Annotated in this window: 25 protein-coding genes and 2 pseudogenes; 11 read left to right on the top strand and 16 right to left on the bottom strand. The window is 64.1% G+C overall.

Annotated elements, in window-relative coordinates; genetic code table 11:
- Positions 1–27 precede the first annotated feature (27 nt).
- Complete coding sequence (locus FPZ08_RS21610; protein WP_186767131.1) at positions 28–717, bottom strand: outer membrane protein; 690 nt, start codon at positions 715–717, stop codon at positions 28–30.
- 165 nt (positions 718–882) lie between these two features.
- Between FPZ08_RS21610 and FPZ08_RS21605 the strand changes: the two genes are divergently transcribed.
- The 3 genes from FPZ08_RS21605 to FPZ08_RS21595 are packed head-to-tail and all read left to right on the top strand — an operon-like array spanning position 883 to position 2296.
- A complete protein-coding gene (locus FPZ08_RS21605; protein ID WP_246132756.1) occupies positions 883–1209 on the top strand; it encodes an ArsR/SmtB family transcription factor in 327 nt (108 codons plus the stop codon).
- Positions 1206–1724, top strand: coding sequence for an SRPBCC family protein (locus FPZ08_RS21600; protein ID WP_246132755.1), 519 nt, complete (start codon positions 1206–1208; stop codon positions 1722–1724). Before FPZ08_RS21605 ends, FPZ08_RS21600 begins: the two co-directional genes overlap by 4 nt.
- Positions 1724–2296 (top strand): dihydrofolate reductase family protein, encoded by a 573-nt coding sequence (locus FPZ08_RS21595; RefSeq protein ID WP_146292767.1) that lies wholly within the window; start codon positions 1724–1726, stop codon positions 2294–2296. Before FPZ08_RS21600 ends, FPZ08_RS21595 begins: the two co-directional genes overlap by 1 nt.
- Positions 2297–2418: 122 nt before the next feature.
- Here FPZ08_RS21595 and FPZ08_RS21585 read toward each other — a convergent pair whose 3' ends face one another.
- Positions 2419–2925 carry a cupin domain-containing protein gene (locus FPZ08_RS21585; RefSeq protein ID WP_146292765.1) on the bottom strand — a complete coding sequence of 169 codons (507 nt, stop codon included), beginning with the start codon at positions 2923–2925 and terminating at the stop codon, positions 2419–2421.
- A gap of 155 nt (positions 2926–3080) precedes the next feature.
- Between FPZ08_RS21585 and FPZ08_RS21580 the strand changes: the two genes are divergently transcribed.
- Positions 3081–3434 carry an iron chaperone gene (locus FPZ08_RS21580; RefSeq protein ID WP_146292763.1) on the top strand — a complete coding sequence of 118 codons (354 nt, stop codon included), beginning with the start codon at positions 3081–3083 and terminating at the stop codon, positions 3432–3434.
- A 54-nt stretch (positions 3435–3488) separates the two neighbouring features.
- On the opposite strand, the gene FPZ08_RS21575 is transcribed toward FPZ08_RS21580, so the two are convergent.
- Complete coding sequence (locus tag FPZ08_RS21575; RefSeq protein ID WP_146292761.1) at positions 3489–4046, bottom strand: hypothetical protein; 558 nt, start codon at positions 4044–4046, stop codon at positions 3489–3491.
- A 172-nt stretch (positions 4047–4218) separates the two neighbouring features.
- Entirely contained in the window at positions 4219–5094 is an 876-nt protein-coding gene (locus FPZ08_RS21570) for an alpha/beta fold hydrolase (RefSeq protein ID WP_146292759.1), read from the bottom strand.
- A 102-nt stretch (positions 5095–5196) separates the two neighbouring features.
- Between FPZ08_RS21570 and FPZ08_RS21565 the strand changes: the two genes are divergently transcribed.
- Complete coding sequence (locus tag FPZ08_RS21565; RefSeq protein WP_146292758.1) at positions 5197–5793, top strand: CGNR zinc finger domain-containing protein; 597 nt, start codon at positions 5197–5199, stop codon at positions 5791–5793.
- Between the two features lie 657 nt (positions 5794–6450).
- Here FPZ08_RS21565 and FPZ08_RS21555 read toward each other — a convergent pair.
- From FPZ08_RS21555 to mscL, 3 genes are all read right to left on the bottom strand, one after another.
- Entirely contained in the window at positions 6451–7185 is a 735-nt protein-coding gene (locus tag FPZ08_RS21555; protein ID WP_146292756.1) for a phosphotransferase enzyme family protein, read from the bottom strand.
- A 207-nt stretch (positions 7186–7392) separates the two neighbouring features.
- The gene (locus FPZ08_RS21550) at positions 7393–8028 is read right to left on the bottom strand and encodes a response regulator transcription factor (RefSeq protein ID WP_146292755.1); all 636 of its coding nucleotides are present in this window, start codon (positions 8026–8028) and stop codon (positions 7393–7395) included.
- A gap of 274 nt (positions 8029–8302) precedes the next feature.
- Positions 8303–8737, bottom strand: coding sequence for a large conductance mechanosensitive channel protein MscL (mscL, locus tag FPZ08_RS21545; protein WP_146292753.1), 435 nt, complete (start codon positions 8735–8737; stop codon positions 8303–8305).
- Positions 8738–8910: 173 nt separating this feature from the next.
- Here mscL and FPZ08_RS21540 point away from each other — a divergent pair, with 173 nt between their 5' ends.
- Positions 8911–10533 (top strand): ATP-binding response regulator, encoded by a 1623-nt coding sequence (locus tag FPZ08_RS21540; RefSeq protein ID WP_146292752.1) that lies wholly within the window; start codon positions 8911–8913, stop codon positions 10531–10533.
- Between the two features lie 78 nt (positions 10534–10611).
- On the opposite strand, the gene FPZ08_RS21535 is transcribed toward FPZ08_RS21540, so the two are convergent.
- The 3 genes from FPZ08_RS21535 to FPZ08_RS21525 all read right to left on the bottom strand — a co-directional run bounded on the left by FPZ08_RS21535 (position 10612) and on the right by FPZ08_RS21525 (position 13346).
- Positions 10612–11979, bottom strand: coding sequence for an MATE family efflux transporter (locus FPZ08_RS21535; RefSeq protein ID WP_146292750.1), 1368 nt, complete (start codon positions 11977–11979; stop codon positions 10612–10614).
- Between the two features lie 405 nt (positions 11980–12384).
- A complete protein-coding gene (locus tag FPZ08_RS21530; protein ID WP_146292749.1) occupies positions 12385–13056 on the bottom strand; it encodes a nucleoside/nucleotide kinase family protein in 672 nt (223 codons plus the stop codon).
- Positions 13056–13346 carry a DUF6460 domain-containing protein gene (locus FPZ08_RS21525; RefSeq protein WP_146292747.1) on the bottom strand — a complete coding sequence of 97 codons (291 nt, stop codon included), beginning with the start codon at positions 13344–13346 and terminating at the stop codon, positions 13056–13058. The genes FPZ08_RS21530 and FPZ08_RS21525 overlap by 1 nt, the downstream gene beginning before the upstream one ends.
- 208 nt (positions 13347–13554) lie before the next feature.
- Here FPZ08_RS21525 and FPZ08_RS21520 point away from each other — a divergent pair, with 208 nt between their 5' ends.
- A complete protein-coding gene (locus FPZ08_RS21520; RefSeq protein WP_146292745.1) occupies positions 13555–16044 on the top strand; it encodes a ligase-associated DNA damage response DEXH box helicase in 2490 nt (829 codons plus the stop codon).
- Positions 16045–16085: 41 nt separating this feature from the next.
- Positions 16086–16748: a ligase-associated DNA damage response endonuclease PdeM gene (gene pdeM, locus FPZ08_RS21515; RefSeq protein ID WP_186767129.1), complete on the top strand. Its 663-nt coding sequence runs from the start codon at positions 16086–16088 to the stop codon at positions 16746–16748.
- On the opposite strand, the gene FPZ08_RS21510 is transcribed toward pdeM, so the two are convergent.
- The 3 genes from FPZ08_RS21510 to FPZ08_RS21500 form a co-directional block, all read right to left on the bottom strand.
- A complete protein-coding gene (locus tag FPZ08_RS21510) occupies positions 16745–17506 on the bottom strand; it encodes a TIGR02186 family protein (RefSeq protein WP_146292741.1) in 762 nt (253 codons plus the stop codon). The genes pdeM and FPZ08_RS21510 overlap by 4 nt on opposite strands.
- Positions 17503–18429 (bottom strand): sulfite exporter TauE/SafE family protein, encoded by a 927-nt coding sequence (locus tag FPZ08_RS21505; protein ID WP_146292739.1) that lies wholly within the window; start codon positions 18427–18429, stop codon positions 17503–17505. Before FPZ08_RS21505 ends, FPZ08_RS21510 begins: the two co-directional genes overlap by 4 nt.
- A 155-nt stretch (positions 18430–18584) precedes the next feature.
- Positions 18585–22109: an SEL1-like repeat protein gene (locus FPZ08_RS21500; protein ID WP_146292737.1), complete on the bottom strand. Its 3525-nt coding sequence runs from the start codon at positions 22107–22109 to the stop codon at positions 18585–18587.
- Positions 22110–22310: 201 nt separating this feature from the next.
- Between FPZ08_RS21500 and FPZ08_RS21495 the strand changes: the two are divergent.
- Positions 22311–22981 (top strand): annotated as a pseudogene (locus FPZ08_RS21495) (response regulator).
- A 203-nt stretch (positions 22982–23184) separates the two neighbouring features.
- Here FPZ08_RS21495 and FPZ08_RS21490 read toward each other — a convergent pair.
- Positions 23185–24226: pseudogene (locus FPZ08_RS21490) on the bottom strand (quinone-dependent dihydroorotate dehydrogenase).
- 71 nt (positions 24227–24297) lie between these two features.
- A complete protein-coding gene (locus FPZ08_RS21485) occupies positions 24298–24654 on the bottom strand; it encodes a DUF952 domain-containing protein (protein WP_146292735.1) in 357 nt (118 codons plus the stop codon).
- Between the two features lie 130 nt (positions 24655–24784).
- Between FPZ08_RS21485 and FPZ08_RS21480 the strand changes: the two genes are divergently transcribed.
- Positions 24785–25426 carry a S24 family peptidase gene (locus tag FPZ08_RS21480; RefSeq protein ID WP_146292733.1) on the top strand — a complete coding sequence of 214 codons (642 nt, stop codon included), beginning with the start codon at positions 24785–24787 and terminating at the stop codon, positions 25424–25426.
- On the top strand, positions 25423–25869 hold the full coding sequence (gene aac(6'), locus FPZ08_RS21475; RefSeq protein ID WP_146292731.1) for an aminoglycoside 6'-N-acetyltransferase: 447 nt from the start codon (positions 25423–25425) through the stop codon (positions 25867–25869). The genes FPZ08_RS21480 and aac(6') overlap by 4 nt, the downstream gene beginning before the upstream one ends.
- A gap of 6 nt (positions 25870–25875) precedes the next feature.
- On the opposite strand, the gene FPZ08_RS22525 is transcribed toward aac(6'), so the two are convergent.
- Positions 25876–26541 carry a DUF4087 domain-containing protein gene (locus tag FPZ08_RS22525; protein WP_246132754.1) on the bottom strand — a complete coding sequence of 222 codons (666 nt, stop codon included), beginning with the start codon at positions 26539–26541 and terminating at the stop codon, positions 25876–25878.

The raw sequence follows: 26541 nt of genomic DNA, 5'->3' as shown, positions 1-26541 counted from the left end.
GCGCAGCCCCGCGCCGCGTGCTCCCCTTCAGAACCGGTAGCTCAGCCCCGCCCTGACCGAATGCGTCCTGAGCGTCTGCTCATAATGCGCGTCTATGCCGAAGCCGCCGATATTGAGCCAGTCGAAATCGAAGCTGCCGAAATCGCTATAACGATATTCGCCGCGCAGGCTCACATGATCTGTAATGGCATATTCGGCCCCAAGGCCGATCGTTCCGCCGGCGGCGATACCGTTCCATTCCTTTGTAAAGGGACCCGGCAAATAATTGCCGGCATTGTCGAACCCGGTTACCGCCAGGCCCCCGGTGGCATAGATCAACAGCCTGTCGGCTGCCGTCAGGCCCAGCCGCGCCCGCAATGAGGCTTGCCACTGCTGGGTGGTCTCGAAAATACTCGAAGCGGTTGTGTGCCTGCCGGTAATATTGGTGAGTTCGGCATCGGCCTCTACGCCGAGCACCACGAAGCCGGTCTGGTAGATATAGCCGATATGGCCGCCGCCGGTGAACCCATCCATATCGGCGTGGGGGGTATAGCCCGTCGGCAGTCCCGTTGCCGAAAAGAATTCGGTAACACGGGTCTCTCCGCCCTGATAGCCGCCCTGAATGCCCAGGTAGAAGCCGGTCCAGTCGAAAGCCGGCGCGGCCGGCCTATCCTGCGCCAGCACGGCACCGCCACTCAGCACCGCAAGCAGCGGCGCGATGATCAAGATTTTCGACATGGAATCCCCCATCCAGCGGGGGAACATTAATGGCTTTATCGGCAGCCGGGAAGAGCGACCATAGGGCCTGTCGCTACCGTCGCAAACCATCGGGCCCAGCGATAGCGCGGCGCCCCGGCGCGGAACCGGCTTGACCTTGAATATGCATCTATATACATATGCATGATGATGCAACAAAACGTATTCCAGACATTGGCCGACCCGACGCGGTTCCGCATCGTCGCGGCGCTGGCAGAAGGCGAGCAGGCCGTGGGCGACCTGGTTCGCGCTGTCGATATCGATCAGTCCGGCGTTTCGCGCCACCTGCGTATCCTGGGCGAAGCCGGCTTCGTCACCATGCGGCCGGATGGGGCGAGGCGCCTCTATTCGCTCCGGCCCGAGCCGTTCCGGGCGGTCGACGACTGGGTTCAGGGCTATCGCAGGCTTTGGGAGGGCCGGCTCGATCGCTTCGACGCCGCCCTGGCGCGACGGCAGAGCGAGAGGAAGAAATGATGGTACAGGCCAGCGGGACAGGGGCTGATAGTATCAGCTTCGAGCGCGTCTATGACGCCTCGATCGAGGATGTCTGGGCGCTGTGGACCACCAGGGAAGGGCTCGAGGCATGGTTCGCGCCCGAGGGCATGCGCTTCGAGGTCTCGGTCCTCGAGCTGCGGGTCGGCGGTGCCTTCGATCACGTGATGACCGCGGTGGGCGCCGAGGAGATCGCCTATATGGCGAAACTCAACAGGCCGCCGACGGCGTGGGTGAGCGCTCGATTCATCGAGATCGTGCCTCATCGGCGCCTGCGGATTCGCTTCGACATCGACTTCGTCCCCGGCGTCGAGTCCTATCCCTACGACATGCTGGTCGAGCTGCATGCCGAGGCCGGGCGCGTGCGCATGATCCTCACCGCCGATCGTCACCCGGATCCCGAAATGACACGCGGCGCCATCGCCGGACTGACCAGCCAGCTACAACGCTTCGAGCTGGCCATAGCGGCCCGCGCAACACAGGAGCAACAACCCTAATGCGCCCCCTCCTCTACTCCATCAATGTCACGCTCGACGGCTGCGTCGACCACAATGCCGGACCAGCCGACGCGGCCCTGCTGCAGGAGCAACTGCGCGCCACGCATCGCCACGCCACCGAGACCATCGCCCGGGCCGACGCCCTGCTCTTTGGTCGCGTCACCTACCAGATGATGGAAGCTGCATGGCGGCTGGAAACGCGGACCATGACACCGCCCGACTGGACCGAGCCGTTCGCCCGCACCATCGACGCGATGGAGAAACACGTCGTTTCAAGCACGCTCGACCGGGTCGACTGGAACGCCGAACTCGTGCGCGGCGACCTGGGCGAGGCGGTACAGAAGCTCAAGCAGCAGCCCGGCAAGGCGCTGTTCACCGGCGGCGTGCAGCTCCCGCTGGCGCTGGCGGAGCTGGGCCTGATCGACGAGTACGAATTCGTGGTGCAGCCCAGACTTGCCGGCCACGGGCCTACCCCGTTCGCCGGGCTCTCCAAATATGTCGAGCTGAAGCTCGTCGATCGCAAGGAACTCAGCTCGGGCGCCATAGCGCTACGGTACGAGCCGAGACGATAGCGCAGTCCACCCCTGTCAGCCGGCCGGCGGTCAAGGAAGGCGCCACCTTCCAGCGACGACACGTGCCGTTTGAGGATCACGTTCGCCCGGTTCGCGATCTATCCCGCTAAACGGCGCCGGCCTCAGACGTCATCCGCGCCGTCGATATCCTCGCCTTCCCAATAGCCGAGCGGCGACAGCTTGCCGCCTTGCTTGAAAGTGCCATCATAACGGTGAAACCCCGACAGACCGACATCCACGCGGACGCGGCCGCTATCCGGATATTCGATCACCTCGGCATTGGTATTGTTGGACAGCGCCAGGTAGCGCAGCGGCTCGCTGCCCGTATTGATGAGCTGATGGGCCGCCCCGGCGGCAGGCGCCCCGAGGCAATCGCCTGCCCGCACCGGAATGCGTTCCTCGCCGAAGCGATACACGCCACTCCCCGAAAGAATGAAGAACATCTCGTCGGAGATGTGGTGCCGATGGAACGGCATGGAGGTCTTGCCGGGCGGAACGACGAGATAATTCGCCCCCAGCGCCTTGAGGCCGAGAGCCGTCCCAATCTCCGCGTATTCGTTGGCGAAGCGCGTGCCAATGGTGTCGGGTTTGAGGGACAGTGCATCAAGATTGACCACAGCTTCAGTCATAAGCACGACTCCTTCCAATCACCCGCAGCAGCTTCGGGAGCATCAGACAACCGGCTGATGTCCACAATGGGGTCGATTGCCGACCACGCCCGCGGAGTGCGGGAGAGCGCTAACCCGCCCTTGAGCCGGACCACGCCGAAGGCCATACTCACGACATGTCGAAAGCCAGTCATGACGCCTATATAGCCGCCGCACCCGAGCAGTTTCGCGCCGTGTTGGGTCAACTTCGTGCGCAGCTTTCCCGCGCACTCCCGGACGCCAGGGAAGTCATCAAATACGACATGCCCGGATTTCAGATCGGCGAAACGATCATCGCGGGCTATGCCGCCTTCAGCAAACAATGCGGCCTATATGTCGATCCGGGCGCCATTGCCGCCCATGCCGACGAGATTGCGTCCTTGACACTCAAGGCAAGCAAGACCGGCATTACATTCTCGGCAAGCAAGCCCATTCCTGCTGAACTGGTGGAGAAACTGGCAGTCAGTTCACGCAGCAAAAACGGGCTCTAGCGCCGGTCCTCGGCAAAGCACCAATTGGCGCACGACGCACAGCAGCCAATCAGATCAAAGCCAAGGTGCCTGCTTGAGCCAGCGCTGCCCCTCGGGCGTGTGGCTGAGGACCAGCCTGAAGCCGCGAAGAACGGAAAGTCCCGCCAACACCGAGAACAACTGTTCTTGCTCTTCGTCGCTCAAATGCGGGAGAGACAGTCGCGAGGCAAATCCTCGGCGCTTGTAAATGACCAGTTGAGGTTGAATGGGCCTGATTGCTCCCCCAACAATTCCAGACACATGCGCGACAGCTATTACTTGGGACCAAGGGATATACGTCGTGCCCCACATTCCAGGCCCGACGATACCGTCGCGATCCATGCCCACGGGATAGATCAACCAGTTTCCCCGCGTGGAACCCTGGACATAAAACAGGGCTGCCGGCACAAGAATTACTATCGCCAGGAAGCCAAAGGCGTAATTCGAGACCGATCCACGCTCAATGAGCCAGGCCACGACGACGAATGCGCCCAGAATGCCGCTCACGACCAATATGTTCCGGGCCGGGAAATTGTATTCCTGCCAAGGCAACAATGCGGTGAGTTCGGCGATATTGAACTCCGACTGCTGCATATTCGTGGCGCGCTCCACAGGTTAGCGAATGATCGGACAGTCTAATGTACCTGACTATTCACGTCCGCCTATGGTTGGCAACTGTCCAACGACGCGATGGGTCGCCTGACCGGCGCCTGTGAGGTGGAAAACGGGATGTCGTCTTTGCGCAGAAACTTATGAGAAGCGGACGTCAGGACATCCCTACCTCCACAATGAAATTGCGCATCATGCGCGCGCATTCCTCGTGATGCGTCTCCAGCAGCAGATGAGTGCCGTCGAAGAAGTGCATGTCGATCCGGTCAATATCCCGGGCATAGGCATCCGCTTCAGCAATATTATAGTAGGGGTCATGGCGGCCCCAAAGAAGCAGCGCGCGGGGTTGATGGTCGCGATGGTAGACTGCGCAAGCGGGGAAACTGGCAGCGTGAGAGCCGTAATCGGAAAAAATGCGGAGCTGCATATCAATGCGTCCCGGTTGGCTCATGCGTTCCCAGTCGAGATGCCAACCGTCCGGCGCCACAAGCGGCACCAAGCGTTCCGGAATATCGCCGACATAGGTGTGCTTGACACCTTCGTAATTCAGCCATTCAGGCATTTTCGCCAGGTTTTCGGGCGAAGGGTCGGCCCAATAGGACTTCACGAGGTTCCAGGGCTCGCCAAGGCCCTCGTCATGGGCGTTTCCGTTCTGAATGATCAGCCCGAGCACACGGTCGGGATATTTCCTCGCCAGGGCGTAGGCGACGGCAGAACCGAAGTCATGCACGTAGAGAAAGAACCGATCCATGCCAATTTCGGCCAACAACGCGTCTATGGTCTCGGCCATGGCGTCGAAGGTGTACGGATAGTCCTCGGGCGCTTCCGTAAAGCCGAAGCCCGGCAGGTCCGGGGCGACGACGTGCGCGACGTCCGATAGCGGGCCGATCACGTTACGGAAATAGAACGACGAGCACGGCTGGCCATGCAGAAGCAGCAGTCCCGGTGCGCCACGCTGCCCCGCTGTTCGGTAAAACAGATCGACGCCATCGATATCGATCGTGTGATGTCTGGGCTTCTCCACGGTCTGCATGGGCCTCCTCGACTGCTATCCCTGGCCATAAAAACCGGTTAAACCTAATATAGCGGTTAGCCTTTAGGCAACCGGATAACTGCCTTTATATGGTTAGGTTCGATGTCGAATAGACTGGATACCATCTGGACGCCCGAACATTTCATCGGCGGCCATCCGGGGATCGACCTCACCAACACCGTCTTCACCCGGCACGCGCCCCATGCCGACAATGATTTGTTGAACTCCCCACGGGATATCGGACACTGGCTTCATTTCGCCGGACTGGCCACGGGGGTTCAGGCGAAAGCGGTTTCGGACATCCCTGCCCCTGATTTTCTGGGAAGCGTCCGGGAACTGCGAGAGGCATCCTTTTCGGTTTTCAATGCACTCGCTGCCGGAAAACCGCCGTCAACGGAAGGACTGGGCCTGCTGTTCGAGCGGGCGTCGAAAGGGCTTTTGAAAGGAGGCCGACTCAAGCTGACCCAAAGCGAGCGCCCACCGCAAATCGTGCGCTTCGACGACGCCCAGGCCATTGTCGCTTCTCTGGCCAGCATCTCGATCGAGGCGTACTTCGTTCTCCCTCGCGAGAGGCTGCATGCGTGCCCTCGGTGCGGCTGGCTTTTCCTCGACACGTCACGAGGCGGAAAGCGGCGTTGGTGCAGCATGCAGACTTGCGGCAATCGCGAAAAAGCATCGCGCCACAAGGAAAAAATCTGACGATCAGCAGGCACACACGAACATCTTGTGGCTCGGACGGCTCGCTGTTCGCGCTACAAAGGCTATCTACTTGGGTTCAAAATAATATTCTCTGCCCCCTCAGAACAGAAAACCTCAACAACATCAAAAACTTATATTAGACAACCTTCAAAATAGAGGGGAGACAAAAATGACATCCTCCGAGTCGAGCCCCTAGATTACGAGTTTTTCGCAGCACACCTACTTGCGTCCCCGACCGAATCATGGAGCAATGCGGAGCAGCGAGCAGCGCATCTTTTTCTTAATGAAAAGGTGTGCCATGACGGTCCCGCAGTTGCCCCCTCCCCCAGATAATCGTGATCACCTGAGCGTTGAGCTTGGGAAAATCTTCAAGGCAACTGCACGTGGCCCGATTGCGATCGCCGCGCTGATCGTCATATTCATGCTTATGTATGGCCCGCGCCTGATGGGATGGGGGTAAGATATTCCTCATGCAACTAGCGAGCTTGCTTTCAAGCCTCATAATTTCATCTTTCGCACGGATGACGATCTGGCTCAGCTGGCGGCCATATACGCCGGGTTCGGCGTCGGCGCGTGCCATGTGCGATTGAGCGAACGGGATGCCAGCTTTCGGGCCTGCAGCCCCTCGCACACCGCAGAGCGCTGCACCCCCTACCCTCACACGGCCCGAACTTCGGCGAGGCGCTTGATGGCGTAGTCGTCGCCCCAGCAAACCGCGGCTTCCCAGGCGGCCGAGGCTTGGGCGGCGATGTCATGCGCCTCTCCCTCAAGACCGGCGGCGTTGTGGGGCAGCACCAGGTCGAGGTCGGGCACGTCGCGGTGGGACTCGTCCCAGTCGATCAGCGCGACCCGCTCTGCCGTCATGCGGATATTGCCGGGATTGTCCGGATTGCCGTGGACGACGCAGGTCGGGCGCCCGGCGAGCCGCGCCCAGGCTGCCCGGCATCGCTCGGCGGCCCCCGGCGGCATTGCCCCGAGGTCGATCCGCGTCCCGGTTTCCTCATGCAGCAATTCGGTCGACGAGCGCCAGCCGGGACGCTGCGGCCAGTCCTGTGTCAGCCGGTGCACCTGGCGCAGCACATCGGCCACGCGGCGCCATTCACCTGCCGTTCGGGGCGGCCCGCCCTCCATATAGGTCATCACAGTCAGGCCGTCGGCGAACAGCCTTCCATCCCTTGTCGGGATCGGCATCGGTACGCTGAGGCCCGCCCGGTCGAGATATTGCATCAACCCGGCTTCCCAGGCGAGGTCGGCATCGCTTCTGGTTCCGAGGCGGCCAACCGCGCGCCTGCCCTGCACGCGCAGGCTCCACACGTCGCTGGACGATCCACCGGTCAGCGGCTCGATACGAACCGCGTCCTCGCCCCAAAGCCCGAGCGTTTCCCACCCCACTGGCGCCATCTCCAATCAAGCCGACTGGCACTATCCTAGGGCATGCGGAGATTGAGGTGTACCCGCACCATTCCCGTTCATTCCGGACGCTTTGGCTTGGCAGCGTCATTCCTGCGCAGGCGGGAATCCATTCTTACAGGGCTCTCCATAGCGTGGATTCCCGCCTGCGCGGGAATGACCTCGTGGACAAGGCCACCCCTACCCCGCTCAGCTCGTCAGCACGATCCGCATCAGGTCCGCGGTATTCCTGGCCCCCAGCTTTTCCATCACCCGTGCCCGATGCACTTCTATCGTGCGCGGGGAAATGCCCAGTTCGCGGCCGGCTTCCTTGTTGGATTGGCCGTTGGTGATGAGCTGCAGCACTTCGCGCTCGCGCGGGGTAAGCTGGGAAAAGCCACGCACTTCCACCGGTCGGCTGCCGCCCTGCATGGCGCCTAAATGGATGTCGCGGCGCAGGGCGTCGCGGATCACGGTCAGCAGATGCTCGGTATCGATGGGCTTGGAGATGACGTCGGAAGCGCCCAGCTTCATGGCCGTCACCGCCGCTTCGAGCTGGGGCGTATCGGCCAGCATGAAGACCGGCGTGCCGGTGCGGAGCGCCTTGACGCGGCGCAGCAGCGTCAGCCCGCTTTCCTCGCCCACGCGCAGGTTGAGCACGACGATATCGGGCCGCCGTCGCTCGAGGCTGACGATGAAATGGGCCGCTTCCAGCGAGAAAGTGGTCTGGAACCCTTCGAGGCGGAACAGCACGCTCAGTGCCTCGCAGGTGGCCGGGTCGGCATCCACGACATGGATCAGCCGGTCGCGGTTGAGGAAGGAATGATAGTAAATCTGGTCGCTCATATTGCCTCTGCCCTGACAAGTTTCGCTCAAGCGCGACCATCGGGCGGCAAGCCTTCGCCATCGCCGGCCCGCATGTGACAGGCCCGCGACACGCCCCCTCGGTGAATCGCAGCGGTAGTTTGCGCTAAGTGTTCGCGCCGTCCGACATGGACAACACGTAGGATATAGCACCTAGATACTAGGTCTATTTGCCTATCTCTGCTTTGTCAACGGACTTTTATCCTATATCTCCGACAAAGAAAAACCGGCCCTGCAAGGCCGGCTTTTCGAGCGATCAGCGCGGATTGGCGCGCAGTGCGTCGCGGATTTCGGTGAGCAGGACTTCTTCCTTGCTCGGGGCCGGGGTTTCGGCGACCGGCTCGGTGGCGGCCTGGCGCTTCATGCTGTTGATGGCCTTGACCACCATGAACAGCACGAAGGCGATGATGGTGAACTTGACCACGGCATTGATGAACAGGCCGATATTGAGCGTGGCCACACCAGCGGCCTTGGCAGCGGCGAGCGAGGGCACCGGCACTTCGCCGGGATTGGACAGCACGACGAACAGGTTGGAAAAATCGATGCCGCCGATGATGAGCCCGATGATCGGCATGAAGATATCATCGACGATGGAGGAGACGATGGCCCCGAAGGCAGCGCCGATGATCACGCCGATGGCGAGATCGATCATGTTGCCCTTGATGGCGAAATCACGAAATTCCTTGAACATGGCCTAACCCTCTTCTGGTGATCCGCCCTTCCCAAGACGGCCCGCGCGACCGGCGGGTGTCGAGAATTCCTTAGCTTGCAAGTAAATGCAATGGGTCCAGAGTCGGTCTTGCGCAGGTTTGATGGCGAGCCGATAGTTCCCGCGCGCCCCCAAGCCCCAGGATCGCAATCGATATGTCCGCCCACCGACATGACAGCGCCAGCAGCCTCAGGCAGGCGATAGACCACATTCCGCAGGGCATTGCCGTGTTCGATGCCAGGCTGCACCTGGTCACATCAAACAGCCGCTACAACACGCTGCTGGCTTTGCCCATGCCGCTGACCCGGCCGGGCACGCCGCTGTTCGATATCGCGCTGTTCCTGGGAGATCGGGGCGATCTGGGCGAGGGCGACGCGGCGCGGCTGGCCATCGAACGCATCAACCTGCTCACGGCGGCGCCGACCACGGTGACCCAGCGGCTGGGCAGTGGCGGGCAGGTGCTGGAATTCCATTCGAGCCGCCTGCCCGACGGGGGTCTCGTCATCAGCTTTTCCGATGTCACCGCGCGGGTGCGGGCCGAGGGCGAACTGGCCGGCATGAACCAGTCGCTGGAAGAGCGGGTGGAGGAACGCACCGCGGCGCTGACCCGGGTCAATGCCGAGCTCGAAAGCGCCCGCGCCAAGGCCGACGCCTCCAATCACGACAAGACGCGGTTCCTCGCCGCCGCCAGCCACGACCTGCTGCAGCCGCTCAACGCCGCGCGCCTCTATACCTCGACGCTGATCGAGCGCGCCAAATCCACCGGGCTGGCCGATCTGGCCAATTCCATCGAAGCCTCGCTCACCGCCGTCGAAGACATTATGGGCGCCCTGCTCGATATTTCGCGCATCGACAGCGGCGCGCTCAAGCCGGCGCCAGCGGCGGTGGCCGGGCGTGACCTGCTCAAGAAGATCGAGGTCGAATTCGGCCCCATGGCGCGCGAGCGCAACATTTCGCTGCGCATCGTGGCCACCGACGCCACCGTATTGGTGGACCGCATGCTGGTCGGCCGCATCGTGCAGAACCTGGTCTCCAACGCCATCAAATATACCCAGCCCGGCGGCAAGGTGCTGGTGGGCCTGCGCCATCGCGGCAACCGCATCAGGCTTGACGTGATCGATACCGGCATCGGCTTCAACAAGGACCAGCACCGGCTGCTCTTCGCCGAATTCTCCCGGCTCGAACGCGGCGCCCGCATGGCGCAGGGCCTGGGCCTGGGCCTTTCCATCGTACAGCGCCTGGTGACCGCGCTGGGCCTCACGCTCGAGCTCGACAGCCGCGAGGGCAGCGGCTCGCGGTTTTCGCTGTTCCTGCCCGCCACCCGCACCGTCCGCGCCACGCCGGAGGCCAACCCCGCCCCGGCCGAAACCAGTTTCGGCACGCTCGATCTCAAGGTGCTCTGCGTCGACAATGAGCGCGCCATCATCGAGGCCATGGAGGGCCTGCTACGCCATTGGGGCTGCGATGTGCGCTCCGCCCTCTCGCTGAAACAGATCGACCGCGAACGCCTGCTCGAAGGCTGGTATCCCGATCTCGTGCTGATGGATTACCACCTCGACCAGACATCGGGACTCGATGCCATCGAGTGGTTGCGCCACAATGTCGGCGGCCACCTGCCCGCCGCCCTGGTCACCGCCGATCGCAGCCCCGCCGTGCGCGCGCTCGCCGAGGAGCGCGGCATTGCCGTCGTCACCAAGCCGGTCAAGCCCGCCGCCCTGCGCGCCGCCATCAGCGGCCTCGCCAACCAGAGCCGCAGCCCCGCCATGCGGGCGGGTTGAATCCGTAGCCCTCATGGTGAGCCTGTCGAACCACGAGGGCGTGGCGAGATCGTGCCACGACCTCGTCTTTCGACAAGCTCAGGATGAGGTCTGTTGAGCCATGGGAGAGGCGAACAGCCCGGCCTTGCGCCGTTCCAGGGCCCACCAGTAGATCCCGCCGCGCGCCACGAACCAGCAATGCATCGCGGCCCACAGGCCCCAATTGCCCCAAACCGGCTCCAGCGCCAGCGCCGCCACCAGGAACACCACCAGCGACACGACCATGCCGTTGCGCATCGTGGTGTTGAGCGTGGTGCCGACCAGAATGCCGTCATAGACGAAGGCCGGCATGAAGGTGACGGTGCAGAGCGCCGCAATCGGCAGGTAGGTCAGCGCATAGGCCTGCACTTCGGCATTGGTGGTCATCAGCCCGATGACCCAGGGCCCGCCGAAATACCAGGCCAGGCCCAGAGTCAGGGTAATGACCAGCCCCCACAGCATGGACAGCCCATAGGCCTGGTCGAAGGCCGGCCGCCAATTGGCGCCCACCGCCTTGCCGGTCAATTGCTCGGCCGCCTGGGCGATACCATCGAGGAAATAGGCGACGATCATCAACAGGTTCAGCAGCACGGCATTGGCCGACAGCGCCACCTCGCCCATGCGCGAGCCCTGCGCGGCGAACCAGGCATAGGCGCCCATCAAGGCGGCCGAACGGATCATCAGGTCGCGGCTCAGCCCGAACATGCGCTTGAGCGCCACCGCATCCATCAGTTCGCCCGGCGCGATATGACGCAGCACGGCGCCCAGGCCGCCATAGTGGCGCAGCAGCAGGCCCAGACCCACCGCCGCCGCCACCGCCTGCCCGATCACTGTGCCAACAGCCGCGCCCGGCACGCCCCAGCCCAGCCCATGCACGAACCAGATCGACAGCACGATATCGCAGCCATGCAGCAGCAATTGCAGCATCATGCCGGTCTTGGCCGCCGCCCTGCCATAGAACCAGCCGAGCAAGGCGTAGTTGATCAGCGAGAATGGCGCCGACCAGATGCGATAGTGGAAATAGTCCGCCAAAGCCGCCGAGGCCCCGGATTCCGGCGCCAGGAACCAGGTCGCCAGAAACAGGATCGGCCCGCCCAGCGCAATCATCAGCCCGCCGATACCCACGCCGAGCAGGATGGCCCGGCTCACATGCAGCAAGCCGTCGCGGCTGTCGCGCGCACCCACCGATTGCGCCGTCAGACCCGCCGTGCCGATGCGCAGGAAATAGGCCAGCGAGAAGATGATATCGAACAGCAGCGCGCCAAGCACCAGCCCGCCCAGCAACCCGGCATCGCCCAGCCTGCCGATGACGGTGATATCGACAATGCCCACCAGCGGCTCGGTGATGAAAGCCACCGACGCGGGCAGAGCGATTTTCCACACATCGGCATGACGCACGGTAAAGGGATATTGCGGACGGGGAGACATGGGAGGCGACTCGGGACCAGGGAGGAACCTGACCCTATCCACGCGGTCATTCCCGCGAAAGCGGGAACCTCTGTTGGCAATGCGGCGAAAGGAAACGGAGGTTCCCGCTTTCGCGGGAATGAGCGGTGGTTGTTGGGCACAATAGCTCACCCCACCCACCGGACCACCCCTCGCCCCTTGTGGGAGACGGGGCAATTTCCTCGTTCAGAGGAAATTGCGGGTGAGGGGGCTGAGCTCGCCCATGCTTCAATATCTGCGGATGCCTCGCAGCCCCCTCATCCGCCCTTCGGGCACCTTCTCCCACAAGGGGAGAAGGGAGAGCGGCGCGTGGGGCACCATCCTGCAACACCCACCGCGCGGATTCCTCCCCCCTTTTCAGGGGGAGGTCAGGAGGGGGTATCCTTCCTACCCCTCCACATCCATGGCAATCACCACATCCGCCCGATCCTGCGACAGGCACACGAGATCATAATTCGGCAAATCATTCCGCTCGATATGCGCCCGGTTACGCTCCTCGGTGAACAACCCTTCCTCGCCATGGCGCTTCAGCAGCCGCGCCTTCACCACTTCCCGCGGCACATCCACGAACACCGCATAATCCAGCAGCGGCTTCACCCCCGCCCATGGCCCCTCGGTCAGCAGCAGGTAATTCCCCTCGACCACCAGCACGCGCACTTCCGGGCCGACGGTGAAATCGTCCTCCACCACATCCTCGATCTTGCGCGAATATCCCGGCCCGCTGACCGCAGACGTCGCCACCTTGAGGTGATGCAGGAAATTGACGAATTCGGCGCCCTCGAATGTATGCGGCGCGCCCTTGTAGTCCACCTGCCCCAGGGCTTCGAGCTTGGCATGGCGCATATGGAAGCCATCCATCGGCACCAGAGCCGCACTGCCCGGATGAACGGCATTGAGCATGGTCACCATCTCCGCCGCCAGTGTCGACTTGCCGGCGCCCGGCCCGCCCGCCAGACCAATGGCGATGCGATGCTGCGCCCGGCTCTCCATGTCGAGAATATGCGGCACCAGCCGCGACAGCGCCTGTTGCGGCGTCAGATGCAGCCGCTCGGGCGCCATCAGCTTCTCTTGCTGACGCGAATGAGCAGCCAGATCGGCACGACCAGGGCCGCCCCGGTGAGGATATAGCCGCCAATGTCGCGGAACACGCCGAACCCGTCGCGCAGGGCTTCACGGAACAGAATAACCGTGCCGCGCACCAGCCCCTGCACATCGAGCCCGAAAACGCTCATGAAAACGCCGACCAGCAGCGAAATGAAGGCCAGCTTGATGATGACATTGATCGGGTGACCGCCAAAGAAGCGCTCGATACCGGAACGCCGCGTCTCGGTCTGGTGTTGATCGGCCATAGAGGCCTCCCTGTTGTGGTCCTGGGGGATCATATAGGGTGTTTGGCGATTTGCAGAAGGTGCGGCTGGTGGTTTTTAGGTTTGCGGATACCCCCTCCCAACCTCCCCCTGATAGGGGGAGGAGCCGCATCGGGGCTTTGGCACCATCTTGCCCCAATCACCGGCCGGATTCCTCCCCCTATCAGGGGGAGGCTAGGAGGGGGTATCCATGAAAGACTCTCCCCTCAACCCCATCATATCAGACTGGTTCACTCGCAAGCACTGGTCCCCCCGCCAGCATCAGCTCGACGTGCTCGCCTCCTGGCATGCCGGCGCCTCGGCTTTGCTCATCGCCCCCACCGGCGCGGGCAAGACTCTGGCCGGCTTTCTGCCTACCCTCACCGACCTCGCCGACGGCACGTTCGACGGCCTCCACACGCTCTACATTTCCCCGCTCAAGGCGCTGGCGGTGGACGTGCAGCGCAATCTCAACGCGCCCATTCTTGAAATGGGTTTGAAGATATCAGCCGAAACCCGCACCGGCGACACGCCCGCCTCCAAGCGCGCCCGCCAGCGCAGCAAGCCGCCCAATATCCTGCTCACCACGCCCGAGCAGCTCTGCCTGCTCATCAGCCATCCCCATGCCGACCTGTTCTTCGGCTCGCTCCGCCGCATCGTCCTCGATGAACTGCACGCTCTGGTCACCTCCAAGCGCGGCGAACTTCTGTCGCTGGCCCTCGCCCGTATCACCCGCCTTGCCCCAAACCTCCAGATCACCGCCCTCAGCGCCACCGTTGCCCGACCCGACCTGCTGCGCGACTGGATCGCCAGGCCGGTGCCGGACAAGCCCACCCATCTGCTGACCGCCTCGGGCGGCGCCCCGCCCGTCCTCGAAATTCTCGAAACCGAGCAGGTCCTGCCCTGGGCCGGGCATTCGGCCAATTACGCCCATCGCGACCTCTACGAGGTCATCAAGCGCCACAAGACCACGCTCTTGTTCGTCAACACACGATCCCAGGCCGAAATGCTGTTTCAGGGCCTGTGGGCCGTCAATGACGACATGCTGCCCATCGCCCTGCATCACGGCTCGCTCTCCGTCGAGCAGCGCCGCAAGGTGGAAAGCGCCATGGTGGCCGGCAATCTCAAGGCCGTGGTCTGCACCTCGACGCTCGATCTCGGCATCGACTGGGGCGATGTCGATCTGGTCGTGCAGGTCGGCGCCCCCAAAGGGTCGTCGCGCATGCTGCAGCGCATCGGCCGCGCCAATCACCGGCTCGACGAACCCTCCAAGGCCGTGCTGGTCCCGTCCAACCGTTTCGAAGTGCTCGAATGCGAAGCCGCGCTCGAAGCCGTCGCCGAAAACCATCAGGACAGCGAAGACCCGGTCTCGGGCGGCTATGACGTTCTCGCCCAGCACGTGCTCGGCATGGCCTGTGCCGGCCCCTTTGCCGCCGACGACCTCTATGACGAAATCCGCCACGCCTGGCCCTATCGCGACCTGCCACGAGGGCAGTTCTATCGCGTGCTCGATTTCGTCGCCACCGGCGGCTACGCCCTGCGCGCCTATGAGCGCTATGCCCGGCTCAAGCCCACCGATGACGGCAAGTGGCGCGTCGCCAATCCGCAGGTGGTCCAGCAATACCGGCTCAATATCGGCACCATCATCGAAGAACCCATGGTACGCGTCCGCCTCATCCGCCAGCGCGGCCTCAAGAAGGGCCAGAGCAACAGCCCCATCGGGGCCGGCGGGCGCGTGCTGGGCGAGATGGAGGAATATTTCTTCGGCACGCTGCTGCCCGGCGACACCTTCATGTTCGGCGGCGAAATCGTCGCCTTCGAGGGCATGCGCGACAACGAGGCCTTCGTCTCCCGCGCCCCGGCCAGCAATCCAAAAATTCCGAGCTATATGGGCGGCAAGTTCCCGCTCTCGACCTATCTGGCCGAGCGCGTCCGTCGCATCATGGATAGTCCGGACGAATGGAAGAAACTGCCCGACCAGGTCGAGATGTGGCTCCGCCTGCAGCGCGACGTCTCCGTCCTGCCCAAACGCGACAGCCTGCTGGTCGAAACCTTCCCGCGCGGCGCCCACAATTACCTGGTCTGCTACCCCTTCGAAGGCCGCCTGGCCCACCAGACGCTCGGCATGCTGCTCACCCGCCGGCTGGAGCGCGCCCGCGCCCGCCCGCTCGGCTTCGTGGCTTCGGAATATGCCCTGGCCATCTGGGGCCTGGGCGATCTCTCGGCGCTGATCCGCACCGACAGGCTGTCGCTCGACGACCTCTTCTCCGAGGACATGCTGGGCGACGATCTTGAAGCCTGGCTCGATGAATCCGCCCTGATGAAGCGCACCTTCCGCAACTGCGCCATCATCTCCGGCCTCATCGAGCGCCGCCATCCCGGCAAGGAGAAATCCGGCCGGCAGATCACCATGAGCTCTGACCTCATCTATGACGTGCTCTACCAGCACGAGCCCGACCACATCCTCATCCAGGCCACACGCCGCGACGCCGCCCGCGGCCTGCTCGATATCGAGCGCCTCGGCGACATGCTGCGCCGCATCCGCAACCACATCGTCCACCAGCCCCTGGCGCAAATTTCGCCGCTCGCCGTCCCAGTCATGCTCGATATCGGCAAGGAGCCGATTTTCGGCGAAGGCCGCGAATCGGCTATGGCTGATGCCGCAGATGAACTGATGCGGGAAGCCCTAGGGCAAAGTTGAATCAAGCACTCTCTAGAGCCGAGGTCACGGAGACGCCGATCTTGCGCTTTGCCGGCCACAATTTCGAACCCCTGCCCTCGGGCGCGCTCTATTGGCACAACCAACAGACCCTTTTGGTTGCCGACCTGCATTTCGAAAAAATGGCGAGCTTCGCGCGTCGCGGGCAGATGCTGCCACCCTATGATACCGGCCTCACTCTGGCTCGTCTCGAGGCCGACCTGCGCCGCACCGGCGCCGCCCGGCTGCTCTCGCTCGGTGACACGTTCCATCGCGTCGATGCTAGCAGTCTGTTAACACTAGCGGACCGAATGAGACTCGATGCGGTCACCGAAATGGTCGATTGCATCTGGCTGTCAGGCAATCACGATCCGGCCCCGCATGCCATCGGCGGCACCTGCCTGCCGCGGCTGGAACTGGCCGGATTGACCTTCACCCATGAGCCGGAACGCGGCACAACCGGCCTTGTTGCCGGCCATCTGCACCCGGCGGCGCATGTCTTTTTCCAGGGCCGCTCCACCCGCCGCCCCTGCTTCGTCCACGATAACAGGCTCTTGATTCTCCCGGCCTACGGGGCCTCCACGGGGTCGCTCAATATTTTATCCCCGGCGTTTTTCGGCCTGCTAAACTGGCCCTCGGTCGAGGTGACCATGTTGGGGAAGGACCGGACTTATCCGGTGAGCCCGAAGCGGCTTGTCCGGGGCTAGCGCCTGAACAGCACGCCACCGAGCCAGCCGGTGAACAGCGCCAGGATGACGCAGACCAGCCCGTAGAAAAACGGCTGCTGCACCGCCGATTGCGCCAGAAACCGCTCGAAACCGATCTTGCGCACCGCAAAACCTTCGGATTTGCGGGCAACGATTTCGCCATTCTTGAACACATAGGTCAGGGCGATATAGGGCCCCGGCGGCGCGTTGCTGGGCAGGGTCAGCCGGGCCGAATAGAAATTGTCGGCCGGGAAGTTGACGCCGTTTTCCTGTACGCCGAACAGGCCCTGCTCGGTCATCAGCCGCACCAGTTCGCGGCCGAAGATAGCGCCCTTCCACCAGTCGCTGCCGCTGGCTGCCAGGGTATGGGATTCGGGCAGGATGAGGTTGGTGGTCAGCGTGGTGACATCGGTGATGTCAGTCAGCCTGCCGCTCGACAGGACGTGGAAATAGCTCGGGAAATTGGTGAATTCGACCTGGTCGGTATTGAGCCAGATGCCCAGCACATTGTTCATCTTGCGGGCAACGCGGTTCTGCGTTGGCCCGAGCACGACCACGACGACATGGAACGGGCCGGTGACGAATTTGTCGGTCGAGCCGGCATCGGGAATGATGGTGCCGAAAAAGTTCATGCGCTCGCCGGCAAAGCTCGACGTGATCTCGATGGTCTCGTTGGAGACCTGCGACACCAGCCGCTCGGCCTGGGCCGGCGCGGCGAGCACAAAAAGGCAGACGAGCAGGGCCAGCAGCCGGCTCATTGCGCCCCCCCGGTCACCGCCATGGAGAACACATCGGCCGGCGCCAACACCAGCGACAGGCCGAAGCGGATGGCGACGGCCAGCACCAGCAGAGCCAGTAGCCCGCGCAACTGTTCGCCGCGCAGATATTTGCCCGCGGAAGCGCCGAACTGGGCACCGGCCGTGCCGCCGACCATCAGGCAGAAGGCGAGCAATATATCGACGCTCTGGCTCTGCACGGCATGCAGGATCGTCGTGGCCGCCATCATCGCCACCACCTGCGCCAGCGAGGTGCCGATGACAACATTGCCGGGCACACGCAGCAGATAGACCAGTGCCGGCACCATGATGAAGCCGCCGCCGACACCGAGGAGCGAGCCGACAAAGCCGATGAAGAGGCCGATGATCAGCACCGGCAGGACGCTGATATAAAGCCGCGATTTCTTGAACCGCACCCGCATGGGCAGGCCGTGGATCCAGTTGTGCTGGTTGGGCAGGCGCTCGCGCACCACCACGCCTTTTCGCTGCTTGAGGATGGCGCGGGTGGATTCTACCAGCATCAGCACGCCGACCGAGCCGAGCAGCACCAGGAAGCCCAGCGAAATTACCAGGTCGAGCTGGCCGGCATCGCGCAGTAGCGCAAACATGGCCACGCCACCGAAGGCCCCGAGCACGCCCGACAGCACCAGGTAAAGCGCCAGATGAAGGTCTATGGCGCCACGTCGGTAATGCGCCAGCGCCCCCGAGGTCGAAGCCGCCACCACCTGCCCGGTGACCGAAGCCACCGCTACCGGGGCCGGTACGCCGGAGAAAATCAGCAGCGGCGTCAGCAGGAAACCACCGCCGACCCCGAAGAGCCCGGACAGGAAACCGACCGCCCCTCCGATCCCCACGAGAAAGAAGAGGTTCACGGACAACTCGGCGATCGGCAGATAGACCTGCAAGACCCTGATCCGTTTGAAAATGACTACGCCGCACGACCTTACAGGCCGTCCGTCAACAATAGGTCAAGACTTCCGGCGCAGCGGAAGCTCATCACGGCACGGGATTAGGGCCAGGGTCGGGCCCTGTCAAACGACAGTTCGGTGTCAGACGATGGTCAGACGGGCTGGCTGCCCAGCACGGCGAGCAGGCGGGGATTGACGGCGCCGCTTTCGCTCATCCCGGTGCCCCGCTCGAACGCCTTGATGGCCTCGGCTGTCTTGGGGCCGGGCAGGCCATCGGGCGTGCCGACATCGAAGCCGAGCTTGTCGAGCACCATCTGCACCTTGGAGATCACATCCTTGGTGGTGATGGTCTCGCCCGGATCGAAGCTGGTGGACCAGGTGCCCAAAGGCGCGAAATTGGCCGCCAGGTCGATCGGTTCGGCCTGCCACTGGGCCAGTTCGCCCGTGACACGGTCCACCGCTTCGGCGGTCAGCGACTTGGCGATATCGTCGCGGGCCTTGGCCGCATCGCCGTCGCCATTGCGGGCGGCCAGCGAGAACCATTTATAGGACTGCTCGAAATCCTGCTCCACGCCCAGCCCGCGGGCATAGAGCATGCCGAGGTTGAACTGGCTGTCGGTCATGCCGCGCGCGGCCGCCTGGGCGAACCATTCGGCCGCCGATTCGAATTCCTGGTCGCCCAACTGCCCGCCGGCATAGAGCGCGGCCAGATTGTGCATGGCCATGCGGTTGCCAGCCTCGGCGCCGCGCTGGTACCACAGCTTGGCGACCTCGAAATCCTTGTCCACACCCTGCCCGGCTTCATAGAGATTGCCGATGCGGTATTGCGCCGGCACGAAGCCCTGCGCGGCGGAGCGCTCGTACCACTTGGCCGCCTCGGGATAATTCTGGGTGACGGCGCGGCCTTCGGTATAGATGGCGCCGATTTCGAACTGGGCGCGGGCGTCACCATCAGCGGCAGCCTGGCGCAGTTCGAGCGGGCCAACGCCCTCGGGCGGCAGCTCGAATGTCTCGACGGCAGCCGCATCGCGGTCGATGCTGCCGGTGACATCAGGGACAATATCGGTTGGAATATCGGCCGGCGCGGCCTCTATCCCGCCGCTGGTCAGCGCCATGAGCGAAGGGGGCATCGGCGTGGCGACGACGGGCCTGGTGAAGCTCATCGGCTGGCCGGGATTGATCGAAGCGGTGGCGTTGCTGTCGATCATGTCGATGGCGCGCGGCTCGGGCCGGACCAGGGACACATCGTCGGTCGCCGCCGGCTCAGCCGAAGGCTGCTCGGTCTCGGCGACGGGCGGGGCCGCGGGCGCGGGGGTCGGCGCCGTGCGCTGCATGACCAGGTTGAGCGCCAGCATGGATACGGCCACCAGCGTCGCCGCCAGCAGCAATGGGCGGCGGTGCCGGGTCAGGAAGCTCTGCCGCGGTTCGGCCAGCGCATCGCTATCGGCGCCCAGTGTCGGCGCCACGGGCGGAAGCTCGTCGGCCTTGGCCTTCTTCTGCTTTGCCGGCTTGACGGGCTTGGCGGGTTTTTCGGCCTTGGGCGCAGGCGGAACGGCCTCGTCACCCGCAGGCGCCGCAGCGGCGGAACCGGGCTTTACCCGGGCCAGAGCGCGGCTGATCAACGAATTGCTGGAGACGGCAGGCGTGACCGCTTCCTGCCGCGCGCGCTGGGCCCGGCGGGCCGCGGCGACGAACGTGCTGGTGCTGCTCTGGCTGACCGACGTTTCGACCTGCGGCGCCGCATTCACGGGCGGTGCCGCGAACGGATCGGCACCAGTAGTGGCAAAGCTCGATTGCGGACGCGGCGGCCGCTCGACGCTGCTCGGATCGAAGGCGGGGCGATTGCCGACCGGCGCATCCGCCGGTGCCGATACCGCCTTGCGGGCGATGGCGGTCTGGGCATCGAGCGCAGCGCGGACAGGGCCGGCATGCTTGAAGCCGGGATCAACCAGCGGCGCCTCATCGCCCGGATTGGCGGGCATGGCATCGCTTCTCGCGGCGGATTTCGGACCGGCCAATGCCGTCAGCATCGTGTCGAGACGGGCCTGGTCGCCGTCGGTGCGAACGGGTTCGGCCAGCTTGGCCGCAGGCGCGGAAGCGGCCTGCTCCTTGCGCGCCGTCAGGGCGGCTTCGAGCCGCGCCAGGCGTTCGGCGGTATCCTTGCCGGCGGTATTGAACAGCGCGGCCATGCGCTGTTCCAGCGCCGCCATGCCCTCTTCGCTCATGCCGCCAGCGGCGGCGGGGGTAGACTTGGCCACTGCCTCGGAAGCGCGTTCGGCCACCAGGGTGGCAAGCGTCTCGTAATCCGGCGTCTTGCCGGCCGATTTGATCAGGCCGGTCAGCCGGTCCTCGATGCTCTTGAGGCTGTCGGGGCCGAACATGGCGACCGGGGCCGGTGCCTTGCGGGTCACGGCATCGCTGGTGCGCTCGGCCACCAGGGTGGCCATGGCCTCGATATCGGTAGCATCAGCCTGGCTGGAATAGAGCTTGGCGAGGTCGTTGAGCTGGCTGCCGGTCTCGTCCATGCGGGTCATCAGCAGCTTGAGCTGGCTTTCGACCTGGGCGGTATCGGCCGGCGCCATGCGGTCGGCCAGAGCCTCGATCTGGCTTTCGATGCGCAGGAAGCGCGGCTCCATGCCGGCCATGACGGCATCGCGCAGCGAGGCGATATCCTGCTTGAGGCCGGCGACGTCACCATTGGCAGTGTCGAAATTGCCGATGCGGGAGGCGAGGGCATCGACCTTGGCGACCAGCGTGCCGGGCGCGGCTTCGCCCTCTTTCATCGCCTGGGTAAAGGCGGCCATTTCGCTGGTCAGCCGCTCGAAATCGCCCGAGGACAGGGCAACATTCTTTTCGATGGCGTCGATGCGATCATAGACGTTGCGGACGCTTTTCTCGATGGACTGCATGGCCGGGGCCAATGCCGAGCCGCCTTCGGGCTCGCCGGCCTCGCGCGCCAGATCGTGTTCCATCTGCCGGGCCTGCAATTCGGCCAGCGTGCTGACCGTGGCCGAAACGTCATCGAGCCGCTTGTTGATGGCCGAGAGGTCCACACGCGACCCGCCTTCGATCAGCGCGGCCAGTGCACCGATCTGGGATTCGAGGCGCTTGACCTGGCCGGTTTCGCCGACGGCGCCAGCCAGCAATTCCACCACATGGGTCAACTGCTCGACCTGGGCGGCGACCTCGTGCACGCTGCCACTGCCGCGCTGCGACTTGAGATCGCCTTCGAGGCGTTCGAGACGCCCGGAGAGCCCACCGACCAGCGCGCTCAGCTCGCGGAATTCGGGCATATCGGCGGCGCGGCGACCCAAAGCGGCGGCGGGCGCCGACATCTGGCGGCCACGGATTTCGGCAATGGCGCTGCTCAGCTCGTCATGATCATGGCCGATCGCGCCCATATCGTCGCGCTCGGTGAAGCGGTCGACGGCGCGCTTGACGGTGCGCAAGGCCTCGCGGCGGCGCATGGCCGGTTCGGGCCGGACGACCTGATCGCGCAGATTGCGCACGCGGCGGGTCAGGCCGGACAGAGCCGGCTCGGCCCTGTCGTCATCGACGTAATGGCCTTCGACCTGATCGAGCAGGGCAACCAGTTCGCCACGCAGAGCCTGCCATTCGCCGGGCTGCGGTTCCGTTGCGGGCTCGGGCATATCCGGAAATTGGTAGGCGCGGGCCATGGTCAGTCCCTGTCATGAAAGGCGGTCCCCTCGCGATTCAACACGAAGGTATGACGGTCACTCTTGGGAAAACATGGTAAAGAACCCGTTAAGTATTGCCGCAATATGCAAGAGCCATAGGCTGAAAGACCTGATTTCGTAGTGATACGAAGCTGGCGATTCGGAACTTTTGCGTATGCCGTTGAGGAGCTGTCTGCCGTCATGACCCGCCGCCGCATCATCATCGTCGACGATCATCCGCTGTTCCGGGCGGCGCTGCGGCAGACCCTGTCGGGGGCGACGCCACGGTCAGCGTCGAGGAAGCCGGCGATCTCAACGGGCTCAGCGCCGCGCTCGATGCCGACCGCGACTGCGACCTCGTGCTGCTCGATCTCAACATGCCCGGCGTGCGCGGCTTTTCCGGGCTGCTGCTGCTGCGGGCACAATATCCCGATATTCCTGTCATGATCATCTCGGCCGTCGAGGATGGCACCGTGGTGCGCCGCGCGTTCGAACTGGGCGCCGCGGGCTATCTTCACAAGTCCGTGGGGCCGACCGAAATCCGCCGCGCCATCGAGACGGTGCTGTCGGGCGAAGTCTTCGTGCCGGAAGGCACCTCGCTGGGCGGCGACGACGATCACACCGCGCTGATGCGCCGACTCTCGACCCTGACGCCGCAGCAGGTGCGTGTGCTGATGATGCTCAGCGACGGGCTGATGAACAAGCAGATCGCTTATGAGCTCTCCATCTCGGAAGCCACCGTCAAGGCGCATGTCTCGGCGATCCTGCAGAAGCTGGACGTAGACAGCCGCACCCAGGCGGTGATCGCGGCGGCCCGCATCGAGGACGGCCAGTTCGAGGCGCTGTTCTCGATCGGGGGCGAGAAGGCCTAGCCTGGACTCCCGGAAACCTCATTGTAAGCTTGTCGAACCACGAGGTTGAGCGAGTGGAGCTGTCGCGCCACGCCCTCGTGGTTCGAGGCTCGCAAAGGGCTCGCACCTCACCATGAGGGCTACTGGGAGACTCGGCGTATCAACAGCCCTCATGGTGAGGCGGGAGCGCAGCGACCCTCGAACCACGAGGGCGTGGCACCGGCTCACCCAGCCAGCGTCGCCCGGCCCCTAGCCCAGTCATCCGTCTTCGTCCCCACCAATTCCCCGATATTGGTCTTGCCCTCTGCCCGCACCGCGGCCACCATCCCGCGCTTGAGGCGGTCGAGCAGGTCGAGGCCGCCGAAGACCATGGCCGAATAGAGCTGGATGGCATTGGCGCCGGCCTCGATCTTGGCCAGGGCCGATTGTGGTGAATGGATGCCGCCGACGCCGATAAGGGGCAGCGTGCCGACGCGCTGGCGTATCTGGGCGAGGCGCTGGGTCGAGAGATCGAACAGCGGCTTGCCGGAAAGGCCGCCGGTTTCATCGGCATTTTCGAGGCCCGCAACCGCATCGCGGGTGATGGTGGTGTTGGAGACGATCAACCCATCGAGATCGGTGGCCAGCACGACCGAGGCAATGGCGTCGAGCGCTGCCTCGTCGAGATCGGGGGCGATCTTGAGGAAGACCGGCACGCGGGTTTTCGCCTTGGCGCGGGCGGCCAGCACTTCACCGAGCAGGCGGCGCAGGGCCTCGTCGGCCTGCAGGTTGCGCAGGCCGGGCGTATTGGGCGAGGAGACGTTGACGGTGAGATAGTCGGCCAGGTCGGCGAAGCGCTTCACCCCCAGCACATAGTCAGCCACGAAATCCTGGCTGTCCCTGTTGGCGCCGATATTGACACCCAGCGCCGCCGGGATGCGCTGGCCCTTGAGCCGCGCAAAGACCGCATCGTGGCCTTCATTGTTGAAGCCCATGCGGTTGATCACGCCCTCTGCCGTGCCGACGCGGAACAGACGCGGCTTGGGATTGCCCGCCTGCGGGCGCGGGGGTGACGGTGCCGATCTCGACCATGCCGAAACCCAGCAGTGCCAGAGGACGAGGCACTTCGGCATTCTTGTCGAAGCCGGCGGCCATGCCGAAGGGATTGGTGAGTTCGAGCCCGCACAGGCTGGTGTGCAATTCGGCGCCATCAGGGTGGCTCTGCTCGGGCGCCAGGCCGAGGCGCAGGGCGGTGATCGTCGCGCCATGGGCCGTCTCGGGATCCATCTTCAGCAGGGTTTGCTGGGTGAGGCCCGACAGGGCCGGAATGCGCAGCAGGGGGGAGAGTGCGGAGAGGATCATCGCACCGCCTCGGGCAGGGTGCAGACACCATCGGCGGTCACCCTTAGCGGCGCCTCCCAGGCAATGGCCGCTATCTTGAGCGGGCCGCCATAGAGATGAGGGAAGAGCGCGCCGCCGCGCGAGGGCTCCCAGACCAGATCGGCGCCGAGATCAGCGCTGCGCACCGCCAGCAGCACCAATCCGCTTTGCCCGGCGAAATGCAGGCGCAGCGTTTCGGCCAGTTGGTCGGCCGTGGAAAAGTGCATGTAGCCATCCGTGGCGTCGATGGGCATGCCGGCAAAGCCGGCGCCATTGCGTGCAGGCGCGAAGGCCGCTTCGGTGGCGATCTTGTAGACGAATTCAGGGGTGCTCATGGCCGCGAACCTAATGGCGCACGCAGGAGGCCGCAAGCGGAGGGCGGCCCTTTACAAGACAAAGTTGGGACGTTAAAAAGATAGGACTTAATTCCATCAATAAGATATATTTCCTTATCAGGTTATTGCCATGCTGTCACACAGAGCTATCTGGGACGGGATCGACGCCCTCGCGCGCCGCCATGGCCATTCGGTCTCGGCGCTGGCGAAACTCGCCGGGCTCGACGCCACTGCCTTCAACGTCTCCAAGCGCGTCAGCAAGGACGGGCGGGAGCGCTGGCCCTCGACCGAGAGCATTTCCAAAATCCTGGAAGCCACGGGGGAGAGCTTCGATTCCTTCCTCACCGGTACGGGCGCCTTCCTGCAGCTCAACGACAACCTGCCCAACCGCACCGTGCCGCTGCTCGGTCTGGCGCAAGCCGGCTCGGGCGGATTCTTCGATAGCGCGGGTTTTCCGGCCGGCCAGGGCTGGGACGAAATCGCCCTGCCCTCGCCCGGCGAAGGCGGCATCTATGCACTCGAAGTGCAGGGCGATTCCATGGAGCCGCTCTATCGCGAAGGCGACCGCATCGTCGTCTCGCCCACCGAGCAGGTGCGACGGGGCGATCGCGTCGTGGTCAAGACGCGCGATGGCGAGGTGATGGCCAAGATCCTGCATCGCCAGACCGGCAAGCAGATCGAGCTTCACTCCATCAACCCGGCCTATGAGCCGCGGCTGTTCGAGCTCAGCGATATTGAATGGATCGCCCGCATCATCTGGGCCAGCCAATGACAAGCATCGCCGTCGTCAGCACGCCCGATGTCGATGACCTGACCGCCCTGCGCCACGCCCTCTGGCCCCATGGCAACATTGCCGAGTATCGCGCCGAAGTTGTTGCGGCGCTGGCTTCAGGCAAAGGGCTCGCGCTGATCGCCCGCGACGACCATGGCCGGGCGGTGGGGTTTGCCGAGGCCAGCGTCCGCCATGACTATGTCAACGGCTGCGATACTACCCCAGTGGCTTTTCTCGAAGGCATCTATGTCGATCCCGGCCACCGCCGCACGGGGCTGGCGCGGCGGCTGGTGGCAGCCGTTGAAGCGTGGGCGCGACAACAGGGCTACCGTGAGCTCGCCTCCGACGCCGCCATCGACAACAGCGTCAGCCACGCCATGCATAACGCGCTCGGCTTTGTGGAAACCCGGCGCGTCGTGTTTTTCCGCAAGGTGCTGGGCTGACGGGCGCTACCAGTCGGCCGGTGCAGGCAAGGATTTGTCGGCTTCGCAGGTGGAAAGCGGCAGGCGCTTGCTGGTGCCGATAGCCAGCACCCGGCCTTCATCGGGGTCGGTGGAGACGGTCAGGCAGGCGCAGCCATGGCCGTAATAGCTGCCCGTCGAGACGAACTCGTCCGCATCGAAAGCGGGCACCCGATCCATGACAGCGGTGGCAACGGGATTGTCGTCACCCTGGCTCGACAGGGTCCAGCTGCGATCCCGGTCGACCAGCCACCAATTGCCCGGCGTCGGATTGGCCAGCCAGCCGCAGCGCCGCTCGAACGCGCCAGCCGGTTCGGCGCAACGGACCATGGGAAGTGCCGACCCCATGCCGAAGCCTTCGGGGTGGTAGACCAGCAGGTCGCGGGCCGCGATATATTCGTAGTTGGAGACTTCGCCTTCCTGACGGAAGTGAATGGTGCCATCGGCACCATTCTCAGGCGAGAAGAACACGTCGTCGATGCGGCCATCGGCATAGACCAGCGTGGTGGCCGAGATCACCATGGGCGCCCCCACCGTGTCGCAGGCCTGGTCCCCGCCCACCCATTTGCCCTGGATGGATCCGGGGATGTCATCGGCAGCGGCATAGGCAGGCATGCTCAATGCCAGAAGCAGGAAAACAGCAAGAAACCGCAA

Origin of the sequence: Devosia ginsengisoli, assembly GCF_007859655.1 — a bacterium.
In the GTDB taxonomy this organism is placed as follows: domain Bacteria; phylum Pseudomonadota; class Alphaproteobacteria; order Rhizobiales; family Devosiaceae; genus Devosia; species Devosia ginsengisoli.
This window is presented reverse-complemented; position numbering and strand designations above follow the sequence as displayed.